The organism is Anaerobacillus sp. QJM3NY_17 (assembly GCF_056173665.1).
Window position 1 is genome coordinate 2151644 of the sequence record NZ_CM149685.1, and the last position, 22321, is coordinate 2173964.

The 22321-nt window shown below is 38.7% G+C and carries 20 protein-coding genes; 16 read left to right on the plus strand and 4 right to left on the minus strand.

The genetic code is table 11. The features are described 5' to 3' along the window. Window positions 1-58 precede the first annotated feature (58 nt). From AC0VYV_RS11430 to AC0VYV_RS11445, 4 genes are all read left to right on the plus strand, one after another. Window positions 59-1237, plus strand: a complete 1179-nt coding sequence (locus AC0VYV_RS11430; protein WP_475367424.1) for an acyl-CoA dehydrogenase family protein — start codon at window positions 59-61, stop codon at window positions 1235-1237. Window positions 1238-1471: 234 nt separating this feature from the next. Further along, complete coding sequence (locus tag AC0VYV_RS11435) at window positions 1472-1621, plus strand: hypothetical protein (RefSeq protein WP_475367425.1); 150 nt, start codon at window positions 1472-1474, stop codon at window positions 1619-1621. A gap of 146 nt (window positions 1622-1767) precedes the next feature. Further along, entirely contained in the window at window positions 1768-3192 is a 1425-nt protein-coding gene (dacB, locus tag AC0VYV_RS11440; protein ID WP_475367426.1) for a D-alanyl-D-alanine carboxypeptidase/D-alanyl-D-alanine endopeptidase, read from the plus strand. Window positions 3193-3444: 252 nt separating this feature from the next. Beyond that, on the plus strand, window positions 3445-4065 hold the full coding sequence (locus AC0VYV_RS11445) for a hypothetical protein (protein ID WP_430246475.1): 621 nt from the start codon (window positions 3445-3447) through the stop codon (window positions 4063-4065). Here the strand turns inward: AC0VYV_RS11445 and AC0VYV_RS11450 are convergent. Then, entirely contained in the window at window positions 4062-5090 is a 1029-nt protein-coding gene (locus AC0VYV_RS11450; RefSeq protein WP_475367427.1) for a YeiH family protein, read from the minus strand. The genes AC0VYV_RS11445 and AC0VYV_RS11450 overlap by 4 nt on opposite strands. Window positions 5091-5196: 106 nt before the next feature. On the opposite strand from AC0VYV_RS11450, the gene AC0VYV_RS11455 reads away from it, so the two are divergent. The 4 genes from AC0VYV_RS11455 to AC0VYV_RS11470 all read left to right on the plus strand — a co-directional run bounded on the left by AC0VYV_RS11455 (window position 5197) and on the right by AC0VYV_RS11470 (window position 10229). Further along, window positions 5197-6066: a LysR substrate-binding domain-containing protein gene (locus tag AC0VYV_RS11455; RefSeq protein WP_475367428.1), complete on the plus strand. Its 870-nt coding sequence runs from the start codon at window positions 5197-5199 to the stop codon at window positions 6064-6066. Window positions 6067-6145: 79 nt separating this feature from the next. Next, a complete protein-coding gene (locus AC0VYV_RS11460) occupies window positions 6146-8368 on the plus strand; it encodes a DEAD/DEAH box helicase (protein ID WP_475374864.1) in 2223 nt (740 codons plus the stop codon). Window positions 8369-8456: 88 nt separating this feature from the next. Beyond that, complete coding sequence (locus AC0VYV_RS11465; protein ID WP_475367430.1) at window positions 8457-8843, plus strand: VOC family protein; 387 nt, start codon at window positions 8457-8459, stop codon at window positions 8841-8843. 189 nt (window positions 8844-9032) lie between these two features. Beyond that, the gene (locus AC0VYV_RS11470) at window positions 9033-10229 is read left to right on the plus strand and encodes an MFS transporter (RefSeq protein WP_430246484.1); all 1197 of its coding nucleotides are present in this window, start codon (window positions 9033-9035) and stop codon (window positions 10227-10229) included. 36 nt (window positions 10230-10265) lie between these two features. On the opposite strand, the gene AC0VYV_RS11475 is transcribed toward AC0VYV_RS11470, so the two are convergent. Continuing rightward, on the minus strand, window positions 10266-11435 hold the full coding sequence (locus AC0VYV_RS11475) for a lactate 2-monooxygenase (protein WP_475372548.1): 1170 nt from the start codon (window positions 11433-11435) through the stop codon (window positions 10266-10268). Window positions 11436-11612: 177 nt separating this feature from the next. On the opposite strand from AC0VYV_RS11475, the gene AC0VYV_RS11480 reads away from it, so the two are divergent. From AC0VYV_RS11480 to AC0VYV_RS11505, 6 genes are all read left to right on the plus strand, one after another. Then, on the plus strand, window positions 11613-13010 hold the full coding sequence (locus AC0VYV_RS11480; RefSeq protein ID WP_475374865.1) for a bifunctional metallophosphatase/5'-nucleotidase: 1398 nt from the start codon (window positions 11613-11615) through the stop codon (window positions 13008-13010). A gap of 618 nt (window positions 13011-13628) precedes the next feature. Next, complete coding sequence (locus tag AC0VYV_RS11485; protein WP_475372549.1) at window positions 13629-14765, plus strand: FAD-dependent monooxygenase; 1137 nt, start codon at window positions 13629-13631, stop codon at window positions 14763-14765. Window positions 14766-15142: 377 nt separating this feature from the next. Continuing rightward, window positions 15143-16105, plus strand: a complete 963-nt coding sequence (locus AC0VYV_RS11490; RefSeq protein ID WP_475365207.1) for a sugar-binding transcriptional regulator — start codon at window positions 15143-15145, stop codon at window positions 16103-16105. Between the two features lie 298 nt (window positions 16106-16403). After that, complete coding sequence (locus tag AC0VYV_RS11495; RefSeq protein ID WP_475365208.1) at window positions 16404-17375, plus strand: Gfo/Idh/MocA family protein; 972 nt, start codon at window positions 16404-16406, stop codon at window positions 17373-17375. Window positions 17376-17465: 90 nt separating this feature from the next. Beyond that, entirely contained in the window at window positions 17466-17984 is a 519-nt protein-coding gene (locus AC0VYV_RS11500; protein ID WP_475365209.1) for a VOC family protein, read from the plus strand. A 281-nt stretch (window positions 17985-18265) separates the two neighbouring features. Further along, the gene (locus tag AC0VYV_RS11505) at window positions 18266-18655 is read left to right on the plus strand and encodes a VOC family protein (RefSeq protein WP_475365210.1); all 390 of its coding nucleotides are present in this window, start codon (window positions 18266-18268) and stop codon (window positions 18653-18655) included. 113 nt (window positions 18656-18768) lie between these two features. Here AC0VYV_RS11505 and AC0VYV_RS11510 read toward each other — a convergent pair whose 3' ends face one another. Beyond that, complete coding sequence (locus AC0VYV_RS11510; protein WP_430246499.1) at window positions 18769-19275, minus strand: peroxiredoxin family protein; 507 nt, start codon at window positions 19273-19275, stop codon at window positions 18769-18771. 376 nt (window positions 19276-19651) lie between these two features. Between AC0VYV_RS11510 and AC0VYV_RS11515 the strand changes: the two genes are divergently transcribed. Next, a complete protein-coding gene (locus AC0VYV_RS11515) occupies window positions 19652-20194 on the plus strand; it encodes a site-specific integrase (RefSeq protein WP_475365211.1) in 543 nt (180 codons plus the stop codon). Between the two features lie 173 nt (window positions 20195-20367). Continuing rightward, on the plus strand, window positions 20368-21210 hold the full coding sequence (gene kynA, locus AC0VYV_RS11520; protein ID WP_430246501.1) for a tryptophan 2,3-dioxygenase: 843 nt from the start codon (window positions 20368-20370) through the stop codon (window positions 21208-21210). A 60-nt stretch (window positions 21211-21270) separates the two neighbouring features. Here the strand turns inward: kynA and AC0VYV_RS11525 are convergent, their stop codons facing one another. Further along, window positions 21271-22320: an iron-containing alcohol dehydrogenase family protein gene (locus AC0VYV_RS11525; protein ID WP_475365212.1), complete on the minus strand. Its 1050-nt coding sequence runs from the start codon at window positions 22318-22320 to the stop codon at window positions 21271-21273. Window position 22321 lies beyond the last annotated feature (1 nt).

A 22321-nucleotide genomic window follows, 5' to 3' on the forward strand; every position in this document is an offset into this window, starting at 1 on the left:
TTCCTCTTCTAGTGTACGATAGTAAGTACAGATTAATCGGAAAGGCTGGCGTTTGTTTATGAATCATCTTTATAACTCTTTTATTAAAAACGATCGACAAAAGCAGTTGTTTGAATTGGGAAGTAATCTTGCGAATTCATTTGCAACAAGGGCAGACCAAATTGATCAAGAGGGGCGCTTTCCTTTTGAGAATTTTGAGGAGCTGAAAGAATCTGGATATCTTTCGTTAACTGTACAAGAAAAATTTGGAGGTAAGGGCATCAATTTGTATGAGTACGTGATGCTTCAAGAACGACTTGCAACAGGTGATGCTGCTACAGCACTTTCAATCGGATGGCATCTTGGAATCATCCTTGAAATGAGAGAAGAACAAATTTGGACAGATCAAGTATTTGAAAGACTTTCGCATCTCATCGTTGAAGAAAATGCTTTGTTTAACCGGGCGGCTTCTGAACCTGCAACTGGTAGTCCGACCCGTGGTGGGATGCCTCAAACGAAAGCTGTACTTAAAGAGAATAAATGGATTATAAGCGGTCGTAAATCATTTACTTCAATGGCGCCAGGTCTTCAATATGCACTTGTCTCATCCCAAATTGGAGAGACAGGAGAAAAAGGCTTCTTCCTTGTAGATATGACAGCTTCTGGTGTTACGATTGAAGAAAAATGGGACACGATGTCGATGAGAGGTACGAGAAGTGATGATCTTGTCCTAGAAAATGTTGAATTACCGCAAGATGCCCTTATTGAGGGACCTAATACTGCCAAAAGTGAACTGCCAAAAGCCTGGCTCTTACACATACCAGCCTGCTATCTTGGTGTCGCGATTGCTGCTCGTAATGAAGCAGTTGCTTTCGCATCACATTATTCACCAAATAGTCTGCCGGGTCCTATTAAAGAAGTCCCTGAAGTTCAACGGAAAATAGGGGAAATGGAATTGGAGTTAATGAGAGCTAGAGAAATGATGTACTCTGTTGCGTTACGGTGGGTTTCAGAACCCGATAAGAGAAATGAAATGGGCCCTGAGTTAGCGGCTGTAAAACACGTCGCAACCAATAGTGCAGCAAATGTAGTCGATATGGCCATGAGAGTTGTAGGTGCAAGAGCATTATTTAAAGATAATCCTATGCAGCGCTATTATCGGGATGTAAGAGCAGGATTGCATAATCCTCCTATGGATGATGCAGTGATTTCGATGCTTGCTAGCAATGCCTTTTCAAAATTCGAAGAATCTTCCTAATGGAGGGTTCTTTTTTAAACTCACTGAATTGTTCAGGTGGCGCGAGCTCAAATTCAAATCGTTCTAACTTTCGATAAAAAGCAGTAAAATAGACCCTTTATAGCCCTATTTCTTCCTCAATGCCTTCAAATAATACAGCATTCTAGGTCATTAGTTTTAAATTAGACAGAAAAGAAGGAAAAAGTCATTCGAATAGCGAAATAGATCATTAATAAGCGAAAGGAGGGGAGTATGGTGAGGGAACGTCAAACCGTTTCGTTAAGTGGAAGCTTGCTGTTAACGCATCCATGGGGTATTGATCTTAAAGATGAACAAAATCCTAAAGAAGACGGATCTTACGTAATCAATAATCACAAACAGCAGGAGTTGAAAGAAAACAAATGATGCTTATCCATTATATTCTTACAAAAGAAGTCTCATAGATCAGAGCCGTGCGAAATGTTCATCGCTTCGGCTCTATTTTAATTGGAAAGGTTGTGTAGAAGATCGGTATAAAGAAAAAACTAGCTTGTGGAGCCTTAATTTCTAGTTTGTTTTTAGGACGTCGATATCGCAAAAAAAGAAGTGGTAAAATAAATAACGGAAAGACATTGTCTCAATCTCTACATAGCATAGTAAATGATGAGCGTCTTTATGGCGCGATTGCTGGGATAAGCATCCGTAGTAATCATAGTGGAGAGCTTCTCTACGACCATTTTGGAGATTTAAGAATGACGCCCGCTTCAAATATGAAGCTCATTACAGCGGCGGCAGCTCTAGAGAAACTTGGTGCTGACTATCGATTCAGCACTGAGGTACAAACAGATGGAGAAATACAGGATGGTCGTTTAATGGGGAACCTTTATCTAAAGGGGAAAGGAGACCCAACGGTTTTACAGGAAGATTTAGATCAAATTGCTTTAGAATTGAAAGCTCTTGGGATTGAACGTATTCAAGGTGATGTTATAGGTGATTATTCCTGGTATGACGAGCAGTACCTATCAGAAGATATGGTTTGGAGTGATGAACATGAGTATTACGGTGCTCAAATCTCTGCCCTCACTATCTCTCCGAATATTGATTATGACGCAGGAACCATTATTGTTGAGGTTTCACCAGGAGAAGAAGGCGATTCACCTAAAGTAGTTATTTCTCCCACGGCGAACGATATACAATTAGTGAATAACGCTCTTACGACTTCACCCTCTCACGGGGAAGGGGAATTACATATCATTCGTCAGCATGGTACCAATACGCTTACAATCAGCGGTACCATTTCGAAGGATGCTCCACCAGAAAAAAAGTGGATTGCGTTATGGAGCCCAGATAGTTACGCCCTACATCTGTTTAAAGATTCCTTAAAAGGACTTGGTATTTACATAAGTGAGGAAGCCTTAAAAAATAAGTCAACTGAAATCAAAACGCTTTTAACTAAACAATCCATGCCTCTTTCTGAATTGCTACTGCCATTTATGAAACTAAGTAATAATGGGCATGCAGAAGTTCTTATAAAAGAAATGGGCAGGAAAGTTAGGGGAGAAGGAAGTTTTTCAGCTGGTCTCGAAGTTGTGAGAACATTTTTAAGAGAAGAAGGATTAGATCCTGATAACATGTGTTTAAGAGATGGTTCTGGTATTTCACAAATGAACTTGATACAGCCGAATCAGCTATCTTTGCTTTTATTCAAACTTCAAAGCAAACCCTGGTTCTCATCATTTATGAACTCACTTCCTGTAGCGGGAATCCCTGATCGGCTAGTGGGAGGGACTTTGCGAGAGCGTCTAAGGGCTACATCAGCAGAAGGCGTTGTTTTTGCTAAAACTGGCTCTCTAATTGGTGTTACTTCTTTATCTGGATATGTTAAAACGAATAATTCGCTCATTTTTTCAATTATTATTAATAAGTTTCTAGATGAAGAAGAAATGGAAAAGATAGAGGATGAACTGATGATCGTATTATCTTCTACCTTTATGTAATGGGGCATTAGTGGTTGGTAGAGTTGAAGGGTTGAAAATCGAAAAAAGAAATTTAACAGATTGAATTGTCGAATCGTGAAGCCGGTCATCTACATGACTGGTATAATAGTAGTAGACATTACTAATACGGAGGCAATTTAAAATAGCCATTCAGTCATAACTTCAAGCCAATCTATCAGCGGTCAAAGCTGTTTATGACGACTTCAAAGTTAGATATTCATAAAGAAAGAGTAGCAAGGGAAGGGGGATTAAATGTTGAAGCGTTTGTATCAATATCTTTTATTTGTATGTGTGATTTTATCCGTTTCAACGATTTGGTATGAATCTCCCTTTCAACAGGCGATCCTCATCGGCACTTGGATCGTCTTTTTTATTGATTATACGGTCTTTCTTTATTTATCTGAAGATCGATGGGAATATATAAAAAAGCATCCATTTGATTTAATAGCTCTAATTCCGCTAGATTCAATCTTTCAAGGAGCTAAGCTTGCGAGACTTTATAGACTATGGCGAATTAAAACAATCGCCAAGCGATTTAGTAATCCCATTCTAGGTAAAGCGATGGGTATGTCTCCTCAAACGTGGTTTTTAACTAGTTTTGTATTTGTTATCGTCTCAACATTTCCATTCTATTTCTATGAACCTGTCGTGGATTCTTTTCAAGATGCAGCGGTTTGGTCATTAGGTTCGATCATTTTTGTTGGACGATTTTCAGTAGAACCAACTTCTTTTGTAGGTAAATTTGTGATTATTTTACTTACAATTGTAGGAATACTTCTTCATGCGCTTATTGTGAGAACTGTATTTCGTTACGTGGATTACCTTCGTAAAAAATGGTCATCCACAGAGGATGACCATTCAAATGAAGCCTAGTAAAACCATTTTACGATGAAGAATGTAAAAATGGAAAGAGCAACTGATACAATTGTAATAATGGCCATTGGCTTTAGTGCTTTATCTTTCAAATCCTTCAGACTAACACTCAATCCTAGGCCTACCATAGCAGCCGTCAAACACCACGTTGTTATTTCGGTTACTACATTTGTTGCAGATTCAGAAAAGGGAATAATGGGTCCTAGGAGATAAGTTCCTGCGAGACTCATTAAGATAAACCCGATTAAAAACCATGGAAAAGCAACTTTTTGTTTTGTGCCCGCGTTTTTGCGTTTCATTAGGTACATGAAAAGAAAACAAACTGGCACGAGGAGAAAGACTCTTCCTAGCTTTGCAAGGAGCCCCATTGCAAGAGCTGTTTCTCCTCCTGGCGCTGCTGCTAATGCAACGTGAGCAACTTCATGTAGTGAAATACCTGACCATACTCCATATTGACTTTCAGTTAATGGAAGGAATGGGCGAAGAATCGTATATCCGATTGAAAATACCGTTCCAAATAGAGCGATAATCCCCACTCCAATTGCCGTATCCTCTTCTTTAGATTCCACGATCGGCGCAATTGCTGCAATGGCTGCAGCTCCACAAATCCCTGTACCAGCACCAAGTAAAAAGGTTATGGATGTATTAGCTTTCATCACTTTAGAAAGCCAAACAGACGATAAGATAGAAAATACGATGATAAGCGCGCCTAATAATAATATGGGTAATCCATCTTGAAGAATCAGGCTTACATTTAGTTTAATTCCATATAAAATGATGGCGAACCTAAGTATTTTTTTAGATGAAAAAGTGATTCCTCTTCTTAACCATTCGGGATACCCGGCTACTTGCCGATAAACGATTGCGATCAGAATGGCTGATGCGAGTTGTCCTGTAAGACTAAAGCCTGGCACCATAGCAAGGAAATAACCTAATAGTGCAATAAAAAAGGTAAATGCTATGCCGAGGAAAAATCGCATCTTCTCAGGTATAGTTTGTTGTTGTCTTAAAGTATTAATCATCATGTCCCCCCCGTTTCTCTTTCTTTAGTCTACTTCAGCTATTGCTATAAGTGAAATAATTAAATAGAATATGTACTATAAGTATTAACTTATAGTAAGGGGTGATGACGTGGATCAGCAGTTACACGTTTTCGTTACAGTCGTAGAAAAACGCAATTTCTCTCGAGCGGCAGAGGAGTTACACATGACTCAACCTGCGGTTAGTCAATATATCAAAAGCCTGGAAGAGGCGCTTGGTACTAAACTGTTAGAAAGAAACAACCGATCTGTGGAAATGAACAAGGCAGGAGAAATTGTCTACCACCATGCGAAAGAATTCTTAAATCTTTATTCAAAGATGACGTATCTTTTGGATGACCTAACAAACCGAGCGAGTGGGAAAATTACAATTGGTGCAAGTTATACATACGGTGAATATGTCCTTCCACATGTGATTGCAGCTATTAGAGAAAAATACCCATTAATTACACCATCTATAACGATTGGGAATTCAAGAGAAATTGGTGATCTTGTCTACTCACACCAACTTGATGTTGGCATCATAGAAGGTGACTATCCTGCTAGGGACATGCAAGTGGATAGCTTCACTGAGGATGAAATGGTTATCGTAGCATCACCAACACATCATCAAGTGAACAGTGGAAAGACACTTGAACAAGAGATGTGGGTTGTGAGGGAGGAAGGGTCTGGGACGAGAGAAGCTACAGAGAAGATGTGGAAGCAGCTCAATATAGAGCCTACTCAAAAACTAGCCTTTGGGAGTACGCAGTTAATTAAAGAATCTGTCGAAGCTGGAATTGGTATAAGTATCTTATCGAAGTGGACAATACGGAAAGAGTTAGAACTTGGTACATTACAAATTCTGGAAATACCGAATTTCACCTATTCAAGGACGTTTTCAATTTTGATGCGCTCTCCCTTTCAAACAAAAGTACTTGAAGTTTTTCTAGACTATGTTCATTCTCATCATAGAACGTAGCACATATATAGAGAGTTTTTCGTTAGCGTGATATAGTTAGGGAATTGAAAAAGGAACGGATAAAAGGAAGCGATGTAAGATGAAAGAATTAATTGATGAATGGCAATTAGCGCTTCGCGCTGAAATTGCACACCTTAAAAAATTTGGTAGCAGACCAATTAGAGTTGTCAATGGAAGGCTGCTGTCTTCAGGTGACGATTTTAGGTATTACTTTGATGCACGTACCCCAATTCAAATCCCAACTGGATCAAAGGTTCGGCTTGAGATGAAACATATTAAGCGCGAAGGCAGGGTACTGTCTTCAGAAGGAAAGAATGTCATTCTAGCTCTTGAAGCTGGTTTAGGAGAGCGAATTGGAGAGGCAGATCTCTATCATGACCCATGGGAACTGCTAGATGAACTGCATGAGCGTCTTGAAGAAATAAAAAAAAGCAAAAGAAGGTTAGCTAGGGTTAATCGAGTAATGAATCCTCCCAATTCTGTGAAGCATCCTGATGATAAGATCAAAAGCCGGCTTCATGAGCTGATTCTACGAACCAAATATAACCCAGTGACGTACGTGTGGGGACCTCCAGGGACTGGGAAAACCCATAATCTAGCAAGAGCCGCTGCAAATCACTTTTTCAAAGGAAATAGCGTCCTGATCTTATCTCATAGTAATCAAGCTGTTGATGTATTAATGCGGGAAACAGCCTCATTTGCTGAAAATAGAGAGAAATTTGAAGAAGGAAAAATTGTGCGGTATGGACAACAGCGCGATGTTTCATCAAATCTGCCGCTTTTTACAGATCAATTGCTTATGACGAAGCATCCAGACCTTGCCAACGAGAAAGAGAGTATTCTTGATGAACGAAAAAAACTGAAGGAGGACTTATCTAATTCCTTTAGTAAACGCGATTCTGATCAGTTATTAAAGCTTGAATCAAAATTAGGAAATGTTTTAGAGCAGATTCGTCGGAAAGAAACTCAGTTTGTAAAAGAAGCAACGATTATAGGCACAACACTAACAAAAGCCGCTATTGATGAGAATATCTATCGGAAGAGGGTAGATGTAGTGATCATCGATGAAGCGAGTATGGCCTATGTGCCCCAGGCAGCATTTGCTGCTTCACTTGGAAAACGCGTTGTTATATGTGGCGATTTTAAACAGCTACCTCCTATAGCGTCTGCACGGCACCCGCTTGTTTCAAAATGGTTAAGAGAAGACGTATTTCACTGTTCGGGAATTGTTGAAACTGTCGAAACCGGTAAACTTCATCCTCAACTCTTTCTGTTAAATGAACAAAGACGAATGCACCCGGTTATTTCAGACTTTACAAACAATAAAATTTATCATTCACTTGTAACAGATCATCCGAAAACTGCCGTACTTAGAGCACCGATATCAGACCAAGCTCCTTTTAAAGGTATGGCATCTGCTCTAATTGACACAAGTCATACTGGCTATTTTTGTATGACGGGACATTCATCGAAGTCACGAATGAATTTATGGCAGCTTTTTCTAGCTTTTCAGGCAATTTACGAAGCGTTACAAGCGGGGATGTCATCAATTGGTTATGTTACCCCTTATCGCGCTCAAGCGAAGATGATGAATTTATTAATAGACGATCTTTTAAAACATTCTTTTGTTGAGGCTGACATTCTCTCAGCCACGGTTCATCGTTTTCAAGGAAGTGAGCGAGATATGATGGTGTTTGATACAGTAGATGGAGAACCAGAATCACGTCCTGGCATGTTATTGAGTGGTCACAATAGTGAAAGACTGATCAATGTTGCGATGACGAGAACGAAGGGGAAATTTATACAAATTAGCAATGTTGATTATATACAAAAACGGATGTCTCCATCAAAAACACTACGACAATTAGTTGATCATCAGCTATTAAAAAAAGAGAGAATTTCTCCTTCGCATATAGGAAAGTGGGTAAAGAATCAGCATCCCAAATTGAAGTGGCACCACGCACTGAATACTGACATGATTTTTCAAGATATTCAAACTGCTGAAGAAATCGTTATTTCAATTCCTAAGGGAACAAGGTTAACAGCCGAGTGGGTGAACGTATTAAAAAAAGCAAAAGGTAAGCTGTCCATTATTTCACCAGAGATCGTTCAGTCAGTCCCGATTGCTCACCATGTCGACCATAGTCTGGCATTCCCATTTATAGCGCTTGATCAAAATGTGCTTTGGCTTGGTGTTCCATTTGAAGGGATGAAAGATGTCCTTCCACCCGCAGTTGCCTTGAGACTTGAGTCTACACTTTTTACTGGAGAAATATTGAATCAAATTGTTCCCCGAGATTAATAGAATAATGTTCCTTCTACTTTTCTTCGTTTACGTTACTGTGATAAAGTTACAGGGAATAACGATATGAAAAGAAAGCTGGTGACTTATGGGGATTCAAAAACTGGAACATGTCGGGGTACAAGTAAGAAATATTGAAGCTTCGAAAGGTTTCTATCAAGGGATTATTGGATTAGAGTTACTTGATGAATTCGATCATCCTGATGGTGATAAAAAGCTAGCCTTTCTTGGTTTAAACGGGCAAATTTTAGTAGAGCTAATAGAAGGTTATAATCCTGATTTACCCGCAGAAGGAAAAGTTCATCACATTGCCTTTACTGTTGAAAATATCGAACAAGAACGCACTCGTCTTCATGACCTTGGTGTAACGTTTATCGATGAAGAAATCAATACATTACCAAACGGTGCAAAATATTTGTTCTTCGCAGGACCTGATGGAGAATGGCTTGAATTCTTTGAATCTGCTACTTATTAACTACGAGTGAAATGACTAAAAACCAGCGTCCCATTCAGAAGGATGCTGGTTTTTTCTGTTCAAGAGCTCCAATCCATTCGTTTCTGACCGCTCGTCTTCGCTTTTTGTTGTCTGAGCAGAAAACTCTTAATCAAAACAGTGATGTTGTAAGATGGTAGAGAACTTATGTGAGAGAAAGAAGGAATATGTATGGCGAAACAGCAGGGTCTTCAAAAAGAGAAGATCTGGACGCGGGACTTTATTTTTATATGTATGGCAAACTTTTTTATTTTTGCAGGATTCCAAATGACCCTCCCAACGCTGCCTTTATTTGTGAATGAACTTGGTGGGAGCGACCAGCTTATCGGTTTTGTTGTTGGTATTTTCACATTATCTGCTTTGCTTATACGACCGTGGAGCGGTCATGTATTAGAGTCACTCGGAAGAAGAATTATCTTTTTAATTGGCTTAATCGTTTTTGTCATTTCCGTTGGCTCTTATGCGTTTACAGGAAGTTTGATTCTTTTGTTTCTTATGAGAGTAGTACAAGGCCTTGGCTGGGGAATGTCTACAACCGCGGTTGGTACAATTGCAACTGACTTGATTCCTCAAAAGCGAAGGGGAGAAGGCATGGGTTATTTTGGCCTTGCTGGGAATTTAGCGATGGCATTTGGACCAGCTCTCGGTTTATTCTTAATCGCTCTTTCTGGATTTCAAACGATGTTTTTGATTGCCGCTTCTGCCGGTTTACTTTCATTCATCATCGCTGCCTTTATTCGCTATAAACCTGCAAATAAAACACCGATTGAAAAAAAGAAATGGGATATATTTGAGAAGACAGCTTTAATGCCTTCTATTCTTCTTTTCTTTATTACAATGGTCTTTGGAGGAATCGCTACTTTTCTTCCGTTGTATGCAGAACAGCTAGGAATTGATGGAATTGAATGGTACTTTGTCGTATTTGCTGTTTCGCTTATGCTCGTACGTGCTTTCGCTGGACAAATCTATGATCGAAAAGGTCATAAAGCTATATTTCTTCCAGGTGCATTTTTGATTTTACTGGCTATGGTAGATCTAACTTTATTAGCCAATCAATTTATGCTCATTCTTGCGGCTGTGTTATTTGGCATAGGATTTGGCTCCGTTCAACCTGCTCTTCAAGCATGGGCTGTTAATGAAGCACCGCTTCACAGAAAAGGTATGGCTAACGCAACCTTTTTCTCCTTCTTCGATTTAGGTGTAGGACTTGGTGCGATGTTTTTCGGTCTAATTGCTTCTACTTTTGGATATGCTGATATTTATTTAACAGCTGGAATATCTGTCATCATTTCTATGGTGATCTACGTCATTTACTTAAAAAGAAGTGCAGCTGTTCATAAACATAGTGAAGCTGTTCAATGGAAGTAAGATTAAATAAGGAACACGTCTGTGTTCCTTATTTTGCTATCGACTAGCCGGAATGATCAAGTCTTTGTTTACTTCAGTTAGGTCTCGACAACCTGATAAGGCCATCGTTAGATCAAAATCTGCAACAAGGTTGGAAAGCACTTGTTTCACACCATTTTCACCACCAACCGCAAGGGCGTACATACATGGTCTGCCGACAAGCACCGCTTCGGCACCAAGCGCGATGGCTTTAAATACATCTGCTCCTCTTCTAATCCCGCTATCCATTAATACCGGAATGTGATTCTCAACAGCTTCAACAATAGCCGGAAGTGCATCCAGTGCTGCGATCGCACCATCCACTTGTCGTCCACCGTGATTCGAAACGATAATTCCATCTGCTCCATATTTAATCGCAAGCTTAGCATCATCTGGATGAAGAATTCCTTTTAAAATGATAGGAAGAGATGTGTATTTTTTGAGTTCTGCTAAATCCTCCCATGTTAATCCTGCATTCCCAAAAACGTTTGTCCAGTGCATAATCGCACCCATAGCGTCTTTTTCAGGCGGAACGTGAAGTCCTGCTCGAAAGGCAGGGTCAGTTAAATAGTTGCCAATACCTTCTCCAATAAGAAAAGGCAAGTAGACATTTTGAAGATCTAATTCTCGCCAGGCCATCATTGGTGTATCAAGCGTTACAACAATCGCAGAATATCCAGCATGCTCTGCTCGCTGAACAAAGCTTTTGGCAATCTCAGGATCGCGACTCCAGTAGAGCTGAAACCATTTTGGCGCATCGCCCATCGCGTCAGCAATCTCTTCCATAGAATGACTTGATGCTGAGCTTGCAATGTAAGGTATTCCCATTGAAGCTGCAGCTCTAGCAGAAGCAAGCTCACCTTCTTGGTGGATAATCGATTGAACTCCTACTGGAGCAACCATTATTGGAGAAGGGAGCATCTGACCGAATAAACCTACCTTTAAATTTCGTTCTTCAACGTGACGGAAAACGCGAGGAACTATGTTCCAACGTTTAAAGGCGTCTCGATTCGAATTTTTCGTATCTTCAGCACCAGACCCTCCAGCCACATAATCATAAGGACCATCCTCTAGTACTTCTCTCGCTCTTTTTTCCCAATCTTCATATCTTGTTGGAAGGCGATCAGGATCAGGCGCATGCATCTGCTTATATATGCCAAACTGTATCTTATTACCAATATTACCCATGATAACGACTCCTTTAACAATATGATTAAGTGAATCTTCTTTTCTTTCAAGCCAATTCCTTCTTAAAAAGGAAAAGTTTATTAAAGTTAAAGGCTTAATAGGAGGATTTCGCTCATTAGTTTCGAAATAGTAGATTGGCACTAAATTCGTTCATTACGAACATAATGGGGGACAATCATGAAGCTTTCGATCATACATACGAACGATATTCATAGTCATTTTGAGAATTTCGCAAAAGCGACATCACTTATTAGGGATTACGCAGATGACCACACACTAATTTTGGATGGTGGTGACTTTGCTGATTTTAAAAGTATAGAGCTTCAAGGAACGCAGGGGATCGCGGCCGTGAAGATGCTTCAATCTGCCGGTTATGATGCGATTACGATTGGAAATAATGAACTGTTTAATGGAAATGAAACGCTAGAGCATATGGCGGTACATAGCCCTGTTCCTTTCATTAGTTGTAATCTTCTTAAAGCAAACGGTGTGTCATTCAAAGGGGTATTTAGTAGTACGATCATACAAAAGCAAGGGATACGTATTTTGATTACAGGTGCTTCACCGGATTTGCAGGAATTTAATGATTTGATGGGTTTTCAAATTTTAGATTACATAGAAGCGATTCAGAAAGAGATAGAAAGCCAAAAAGGAAACTATGATATTTGTATTGTGCTAAACCATGTTGGCACTGAAGGTGATATTGAACTTGCCGATGCAATTGATGAGATTGATTTGATTCTTTCCGCACATGACCACGTTCTCTACGATGAAGCTAAAGTAGTGAATGGCACCATTCTGAACTCAGCTGGTATGTACGGGGAACATATTGGTATTGTAGAAATAGAGGTTACAGAGGATGGTTTAACCTTATTAGCCTCCAGAGCGATCTCAACAGCAAAAGCGGTAGAGGATGAAGAGATTAAAGATATTTTACTTTCAAGTAAGAAAGAAGCGATCGACAATTTGAGTAAACCACTTTTCACAGTTAGTAAAACGCTCTGGCATGATGTACTTGAAGAAAACCCTATGGCGAATTTAATTGCGGACGGTTTAAAAGATCGCTTTGAATGTGACCTCGGACTAATTAACAGCGGCATCACTAATGGGGGAATCGTTGATTTTGTGTCTAATAAAAAGCTCATTGAAATATGTCCTTCACCATTAAATCCGACTTATTTTGAAATTCAGGGAAAGCACTTATATGCTGCTCTTGAAAGCTCGTTAGATAGTTCGGTTTGTATGTCAGATGGCAGGGGGCCAGGCTTCCGAGGTAAATATGTTGGGCGACTTCATGTATCAGGTGCAGTGATCCAACATGATCAAAAGAAAATACATTCTATTACGATTAATAATGAGGTGTTAGATCCAGAAAAGTGGTATCGAATTGCCTCTTCTGATTATTTGTTAAGGGGCTCTGGGTATCCGGACTTAGCATTTAACCGGAACTTCTCCTATCAATCTGATGAAATAAAAGATGTGATAAGAGAATATGCCGAAGATCAAACCTTCGTAGAAAATGCATTTAAAAAGCGCTGGGTGGTTCCAAATGGAGTAACGTTAGACGTTCATTAATGAACTCACTTATAATAGAACATAAATCTTTTCCTAATAAAGAGATTACTAAATGGTCAACTTAAATGGTTTTTTTGATAAATAACAGAATATGTTTTGAACAAATGGGGAGCGCTTGCTTAATAAAAAGTAAGCGCTCTAAGTCGTTTTAGGGCAGTAGATGGGAAGAGTGAGCATATGTTCATCATCGTATTCAATACGAATCGCTCACCATGATCAAGAGATTTTTCACAAAATGTTCACTTACGTAAAAAAATTGAAATGACTATACTATTCACTATGCTTGAAAGAAGGGAGGAGTATTTTTCAAAAACGAAGTAGAAGAGTGAAATTCTGGCCTAATGATGTACTTTGGGATCGTAGATCGTATGCAGGGAAACATTTTATAATTTATCTATGAACAAGCTAATTTGAGAAAGGGCTCTTATGGTAGGGCTCCTGAATCTAATGATTTACCTTATTCTAGAAAATTTTAGTGGTAGCTCCAATTGCGATGAAGACCACGTACGGTAATACATACATATGTTCATAATTAGGAATCAGAGGAATAATGTGGACTACCCTAATATCTTTGGGGGCGCAATGTAAAGATGCACACGTTTAAAGGAGGTATTTGATATGTCAAATGCTAAGGTGAAGAAAATAGTGATCGTTGGCGGAGGAATTGGTGGACTATCAGCTGCTATTGCTCTAGGTGAGATAGGAATTGAAACAGAGATTATTGAACTAAAACAAAAATGGGAAGTATATGGCGTTGGAATATTTCAACCACCGAATGCACTTAGAGCTTTAAATGAACTAGGAGTAGCAAATACATGTATGGAATGGGGCTATAGCTTTGATGGAATGGAATATTGTGATGCGGAAGGGAACCGATTTGCAGAACCTCAATCTCCAAAAATTGATGGGTATCCTGGGCTAAATATTATTTCTCGAAGGACGTTGCACTCCATTTTATATGAGAAAGCAAAGTCTGTAGGAACAAAATTTAGGATGGGAACAACTATAGTAGATATTCATCAAGGTGATGACCAAGCTCAAGTAAAATTAACCGATGGATCTATGCTCACAGCGGATTTAGTTATTGGTTCAGATGGTCAGAATTCTAAAGTGAGAAATTTGATGTTTGGAAAGGTTGAACAAGAATATCTCGGGCAAGCGGTATGGCGTTATACGTTACCTCGGATGGAAGACATAACAAGAAGTACTTTGTATTACGGTCCGAATGCAAAGGCAGGTTTGGTTCCAATGTCTGAAGATGAAATGTATCTGCTGTTAACAACTTCTGAACCCGGAAATCCAAGAATGCCAGAAGATCAGTTAGATCAAATTTTACGTAACAGATTGGGGGATTTTGGTGGAAAAATAGCTGAAGTTAGAGAGCAAATTGTAGATCCTAAAGAAGTCGTTTACCGTCCGGTTTTTAGTTATTTATTACCGTCTCCTTGGTATCAAGGTCGAGTATTGTTAATAGGAGATGCTGCCCACTCCACCGCCCCACATCTTGGACAAGGTGCGTCTCTTGCAATTGAGGATGCTGTTGTTCTAACTGAACTTATTCAACAAGGACTAAATGTGACTCAATTGTTAAAAGCATTTAATGACAGACGTTATGAAAGGTGTCGTATGCTTGTTGAAAGCTCGAATCAACTTGTTAAGTGGGAGTTTTTAGAGTGGGAAGGAAAAATGCCTGATGATGTTAGTGTTCCTAAATTTGCTTATGAAACGTTAGCAAATATGAATGAAGCTATATGATCCGGGCAACTCTATGAAAAAAGCGGAAAGACTTATGCATCTATAAGGAGAACTACTTTTATATGAAAAATAGATTGGAATATTTCAACCGATCATAAGAGAAAAATTTTATTATTTCATAACATCATAAATGTTGAAGTTCGAGCTTTATTAATCAGGCGTAATTTCGTACTAAGAAATTACGCCTTTTCTATGTAGAAATGGTTAAGTAAGTGGGGGAATTTCAATAGAAACTAAATAGCGGGGTTTATTTATACTTTTTGAAGATTAAATGGTTTGCGATTGTTACCAATAACTCTCTGGGTAAATAGGAGTGAGTGCTTTCGGATTGCACAATTGTCCTAATTGTTGTACATTTGTGCAAAGGGGAGAATGCGATGGAGGAAAGAAAGGAAATTAATACGCTATATCAAGTTGCAGAAATGTACTACGAGCAAGATATGACGCAAAGTGAAATAGCGAAAGAACTCGGGATCTATCGAACAACCATTAGTAGAATGTTGAAGAAGATAAGAGAAAAAGAAATCGTACAAATCCGTATCAATTATGATGTCTTCAAAGATGTTACCATCGGGAGAAAACTAAAAGAACAGTATCAACTGAAAGAAGTCATTCTCATCCCCGAGAAAAAAGGTGCCTCTAGTGACCAAAATTTGAAGGCTATGGGGCAAGCATGTGCAAAGTTCTTAGATGGAGTAGTCAAAACTGATGATGTTATAGGATTTTCATGGGGAACATCTCTTGCCGCCGTTGCAGAGGAATTGAATCCTCAAAGAACTCAAGAAGGAATCATGTGTGTCCCGCTTATAGGTGGACCGGACGGTAAACTAGAAAGTCGTTATCATGCTAACACCATCGTTTATGAAATAGCTAAAAAGTGGAAAGGAAATTCTAAATTAGTTGATGTTCCCGCAATCGTTCAATCAGAAGCGTTAAAAGAAGCGTTGATGGATTCTGAACACTTTCGTGAGGTTGAGGATTTATGGGGAAAGTTGACAATTGCCATTGTAGGTATTGGGTCCCCACTAATCAGCGACGGTCCAAACTGGCTCGCTTTTTATGGAGAAAGATTCCAGGGTGAAATGGAAAAGAGTAAAGTAGCAGGGGACATTTGCTCAAATTTCTTTGACAAATCCGGAAAGACTCTAGATACGAGACTCTCAAATCGCACAATTTCAGTTGATATGAATGATCTTCATAAGGCAAGGTACACCATTGGAGTAGCTGAATCTAAGGAAAAGGTTGAAGCAATCCGCGCCGCGCTAGTATCTGGTCACCTTAATGTTCTTGTCACAACGGAAGAGACGGCAAGTGAGTTATTGAATGATGAGCTAGGTTAAACATGAACATTAAGCTGAACTCGAATTTAAGCTTTATGACATGATTTTACGACGGGATCACTTAGAAAAATCGCCTCATCTAAAAGTATATTTGTATGAGCAAAACGAGGTGTACCTTCATAACAGTTAACTTCAGCTATTGGACAAGCCTATTTATTCTTAAAAAATTATCAGTTTGAAGAAAGGTTAATAAGATTGGAAGCGGCTAGATGTATCTTTATTTACCCCTATTGTAACTAACGTGTTCATACTGTCGAAACAAGAGTTAGAAAAATCACGTTAAAAGGAGAGGTTTGAAATGAAGCAAGTGAATTGGGGAATTGTTGGACCAGGAGGGATTGCTACAGATTTTGCACAGGCGATTAATGAGGTTAATGGGCAAATCTTTGGGGTCTGGGGAAGAAATGTAGAAAAAGCTAGGGAATTCGCTGATCGTTATGGAGTAGAGCACGTATATGAGAAAACGGAAGATATGTTTAAGGATGATCGCATTGATATCGTATATGTAGCAACTCCACACAGTATTCACTATTCTTTCATCATTGATGCTTTGGATTCTGGAAAGCATGTTCTATGTGAGAAGGCAATCACAATGAACGGTGAACAGCTGCAAGAAATTATTAATTTAGCAGAGTCCAAGAAACTAATCGTAGCGGAAGCGATGACGATTTATCATATGCCTCTATACAAGAAGTTAAAAGACATTATCCAAGAAGGTAAAATTGGAAAAGTCAATATGGTCAATGTGACCTTCGGTAGTTGCAAGGAAGATGATCCAACCAATCGTTTTTTCAATCCAGACCTTGCTGGTGGTGGGATGTTGGACATTGGTACTTATGCTCTTTCATTCACAAGGTTTTTCCTATCCAGTCAGCCAACGGAACTTCATACAACTGTTAAGAAATATGAGACAGGGGTAGACGAACAATCCGGAATTGTGTTGAAAAATGATCAGGATGAAATGGCAGTTGTCTCATTGGCGATGAGGGCTAAGATGCCTAAGCGAGGAATCGTAGCTGGAGATGAAGGGTTCATCACAGTAGATAATTTTCCAAGAGCTGATAAAGCAACAATTACATATACATCTGATGGTTCTGTAGAAACAATTGAAGCTGGAGAAGAAAGAAGAGCCCTTATGTATGAAGTGCAGGCAATGAATGACCTGATTTTGAATAACAAAGAGAATTGGACCTTACCACTTTCACGTCAGGTAATGTATTTAATGGATGAGGCCCGTCAGAAGTGGGATCTTACGTATCATTTCGAATAAAAAATACTTTTACAGTTCTAATGTGTGACATGATTCAATTCTATTCTTAGGTTTCTTAAATCTGCTCAATTCAAGGAAGGAGAGAATAAGATGTATAGAGGTATTGACCATATAGGGATGACCGTACCAAATATAGAAGTAGCAACTAATTTTTTCCGGGAAGCTTTTGACGCTAAAGTTTGTTATGATGTGCAGCGACCCGAACATGATCCGATGAAAGGAGAAGAAGTAGAGAAACAATTGGGGTTACCATCTGGAAAAATAATTATTCATATGCGTCTATTGAGAATCGGTGAGGGACCAACTATTGAACTTTTTCAGCTAGGAACAAAAGCAGACAAGGATCCAGCGAAAATATCTGATTTGGGTCTACATCATTTTGCTTTATATGTTGACGATATTAAAGAATCTTCTAAACGTTTCGAAGCTGCAGGTGGCTCTCTTTTGTCGGAACCCCACCCACTGGCTGGAGTGGAAGATGGACCACGTAATAGTGGAGTATATGGGACAACCCCTTGGGGAAGTTTGATAGAATTAATAAAGTATCCTGATGGTATTGATTACCCGAGTGAAAGTGAAGCAAAGAGATGGAGCCCTCCAAAGCACTAGAAATTGATCCTGTTCTTTATTGAACTTTTGAATGGAACAAGTTATGTTTCCTATGTAAACAACACTTCAGATTTAAGTCAGCATTTATGCTGACTTTTTTTATAGTTTAAGCATGGAAAAGGGTTTTGCAAAAAAAGCGACTCACACCAACAAGAAAGCGAAAAATCTCCTCTGCAATCTGATGTGCAATTGTAATGAACAATTTAGTAGAAGGACTATGTTTTCAATCTACATAATATCAATATTTTAAACTATTATATTATTAAAAGGAGAGGGTAAATTTGATACACCACATCGAGCTGTATGTATCAGATCTGAAAGAAAGCACAGAATTTTGGGGATGGTTATTAAAAGAACTTGGTTATACACCATTTCAAAATTGGAAAAAAGGGAGAAGCTGGAGAGATAAAGAAAGCTATATCGTATTTGTGCAAGTTGAGGAGAAATACAAAGAAGTGGGATATCATCGTAAACGGATTGGTATAAATCATCTCGCATTTCGTGCTCATTCAAAAGAGCAGGTAGAAAATATTCGATTAATGCTCGTACAAAAACAAACTTCTATTTTATATAACGAGCTATATCCTCATGCGGGAGGCATTAATCATTATGCGCTTTATTTTGAAGATCCAGATCGAATAAAGGTAGAAATTGTATCACCTAACATATAATAAATTTCAATTACCGTACTGTATACACAAAATTTAAAAATAATAGTCTTTAAAATTATTGCAAATCACGAGCGACGTCAATACAAAAAACAGGCCAATTTGGCCTGTTTTCTTTATCCCTTATAAGTCTTTCCAATATACTGAACGATCTTACGTAACTCTGTAACAGTAGGACGACCAAATGGACTTGTTTGTCTTTGTTGATAAAGCAATTCGCCCTTATCATCAATAAGGAAGTAGGCTGGCTCACCATGAGCGCCATGATCTTCATATGGATCATCTTCTCTATGATAGTGAACATCATATGCTTCAAGTGCTTTTAAATCCTCATCAGCTAATACTGGAAAAGAAAGATTCTTTTCTTCAGCCATTGCTTTTAAATCATCAAATTTATCAGTTGATATAGTTGTAATATGAACATTTTTCCCTTCAAAGAAACCAGTACTTTCTTCTAGACTTTCAAGATCACTCACACAAACGGGGCACCAGGAACCTCTAAAGAAAATGACGAGGTGCCATCCACCTTTTTCTTTACGGTATGATTCAAAAGAATATTCTTCGCCGTTTACTGCAGGAAGTGAAAAATTAGGGACTGCGTCTTTCAATGCAAATTTAGACAAAACTATTTCCTCCTTTGAATAATAACAATCTCCTTATAATGTAAGGCAGTTGTTATGATACTCTAATTCAGAAATAAATGATGTAAGATACCTTACTCTATTTTGAGACTGAATAATTGACAAAGATAATTGTCGTTATAGCCTTTTTATTGGGAATAAAAACGAATTGGCTATCATACGTTCAGAACAAACTAATTGCACGTATTCCAACACAATGATACAAAACATATATTGTGTATCATTGTGAAAATGAATGAAAGCTTATTTTTAGGGGTTTTTCTCTTTTCGAACGGAACGAAGAAAGGTATAATGATACATATTAACCAAATGTTTATCATTAACGATACATATTGAATAGAGAAAGAAGGATGCCCTCATGAACACGGTTCAGCCGATTCGTGATCCTCAGAAGATCAAATTAGTAAAAAAACATCTACGAAAGCGAAATTCTAGAGACTGGTTTTTATTTAATATGGGAATTAATACCGGTCTGCGGATTAGTGATTTACTTCCATTACGTGTGGGGGACGTTCGAAATCAAACACACATTATTATTAAGGAGAAAAAAACAGGGAAAGCCAAACGATTTCCGATCAACTATTCTCTTAAGGAACTCATTGAGTCGTATACGTTTGATATGGAAGAACGTGATTTTTTATTTCCATCGAATAAAACCGATTTACCGATTCAAAGAGGACAAGCGTACAAAATATTAAATCAGGCTGCAGCGGAAGTAGGACTTTCCGAAATTGGAACACATACTATGCGTAAGACGTTTGGTTATTTTTACTATAAACAAACAAAGGATGTTGCAATGCTTCAGAAGATCTTTGGACATTCTGCACCATCGATTACATTAAGGTATATTGGAATTGAGCAGGAGCAAATGGATGAATCATTGTTCAACTTTAGTTTATAAGTGAAGCAATGATAGACATGTTATAATTTATAAAAGAGGGGGGAGGAGTTGAAGGTATAAATATAGTTTTGCTTTAAGAAAAACTTCTTGATGCTGCAAAAGCATATTAATGAAGAAACTCATTTGAATTACTGTTTTTGTAACCGATTACAAACAAGAAGGAGGTTATCCCTTTGGATAAAAAAGATCACGTTGATCCTACCGAATCATCTATACATACGGATTTTAAAAACAATATGACTTACGGAGAATACTTAAGTCTCGATCAAATACTCTCTGGGCAAAATAGACTTTCAGACCATCATGACGAAATGCTCTTTATCATCATTCATCAGGTTAGTGAATTGTGGATGAAGTTAATTTTGCATGAACTTAAAGGAGCCATTGAAGCAATTGAAAATAATGAACTTTCGTCTGCCTTTAAAATGCTTGCACGTGTTTCAAAGACCCAAACCCAAATTATTCAGGCTTGGGATGTTCTTTCAACATTAACCCCTTCAGAATATATGGAGTTTCGGGATTCGCTCGGACAAGCATCTGGTTTTCAATCTTATCAATACCGCATGATCGAATTTTCATTAGGATACAAAACATCACACGTGCTTAAAATCTATGAAAAGGATGAAGAACTTCACGCACAACTGAAGAATGCTTATCAAAAACCCGGCATTTATGATGTCGCCATTAAAGCTCTATCCAGGGCAGGTTTACCGATAGATCAGGAAGTTCTTCAGCGCGATGTAACCAAAACTTATGAGAAGAATGATTCTGTGCTGCAGGCATGGCTGACGGTATACCGGAATGTCGATACATACTGGGATCTTTATGAGCTTGCCGAAAAGCTCGTCGATATTGAAGATTGGCTGCAGCAATGGAGATTCCGTCATATGAAAACCGTTGAAAGGATTATTGGCTTTAAGCAGGGTACAGGAGGCTCATCAGGGGTCGGTTATTTAAAGAAAGTACTTGATCACCGTTTCTTCCCAGAGCTCTGGGATATTCGAACTGCTCTATAGGTGATTATAATATCATTATGTAAACTTATGTGAAAAACGCTCTCATTTGGGAGCGTTTTTTTATATGAGTAGTTCATTTAGTTTTGCATCACTTTCTAGGAAAGAGAGCGCCTTCCTTTGAAAATCTTCATCATGAAGGTACGTATATCGATGGGGCTTAACAGAAGGAGCCTTTAAAATAGCTTCAGCCAGGTCAGATTTCTGCATACGTTCTTTCTTAAGGTAATCAAAGAAACCAGTACGTTCAAATACTTTTCTCATCCGTATCGCTCTGTGGTTCTGCACATTAGCCATAATATAAGTTGCGATTCCGACCTGTATGCCGTGCATGTGCGGATTTGATAATTGTTTATCGAGCGCATGGGAAATTAAATGCTCTGAACCACTAATTGGTGCGCTATTGCCGCTAATAACCGTTGCCACACCGCCCATTGTTAACGAGCTTACAAGTTCTTTAATAAAGATCGGATTTTGAATATCTGACATCGGCGTTCGAATGAAACTGTTAACAGCCTTCTTACTTAGCATCGCTGCAAAGGCATTTACGTGCCCTTTCCCATTCTTTTCTTCAAATTCCCAATCATAAAGAGCCGTTATATTACTCATTAGATCACCAACTCCTGCAAGCAAGAAGTGAGAAGGGGCTTGTTTAATCACTTCGAGGTCAGCAATGATCCCATAAGGTACCTGTGCAGGAACAGTAGTTTTTTTGTGATTCACAATAAGAGAGCAGTTGCTACTAGCAAAACCATCATTTGAGGCAGAAGTCGGCATGCTTATAAACGGTAGTTTTCTAGAGAACGAAATATATTTCCCATAATCTATAACCATACCACCGCCCATAGCAATCACAACATCATAAGAATCAAGGGAAAATGCATACCCGATCAGATCATGAATGGTTTTCCCAGGTTCCATCTTTTGAAGATCGATGGAGACATATTTCATATTCTCCTGAAAGGACTCGCCATAAGTCTCATATGTAAATTCATCGAATAAAAATAGGGCATGATGAAAGCCGTGCTTTTGGAGAATCATATCAAGCTGATGGCGGATACCAGAACGAATCTCCAAAATGGCAGGGATCGGAATATTCGTTAATGGATGCATG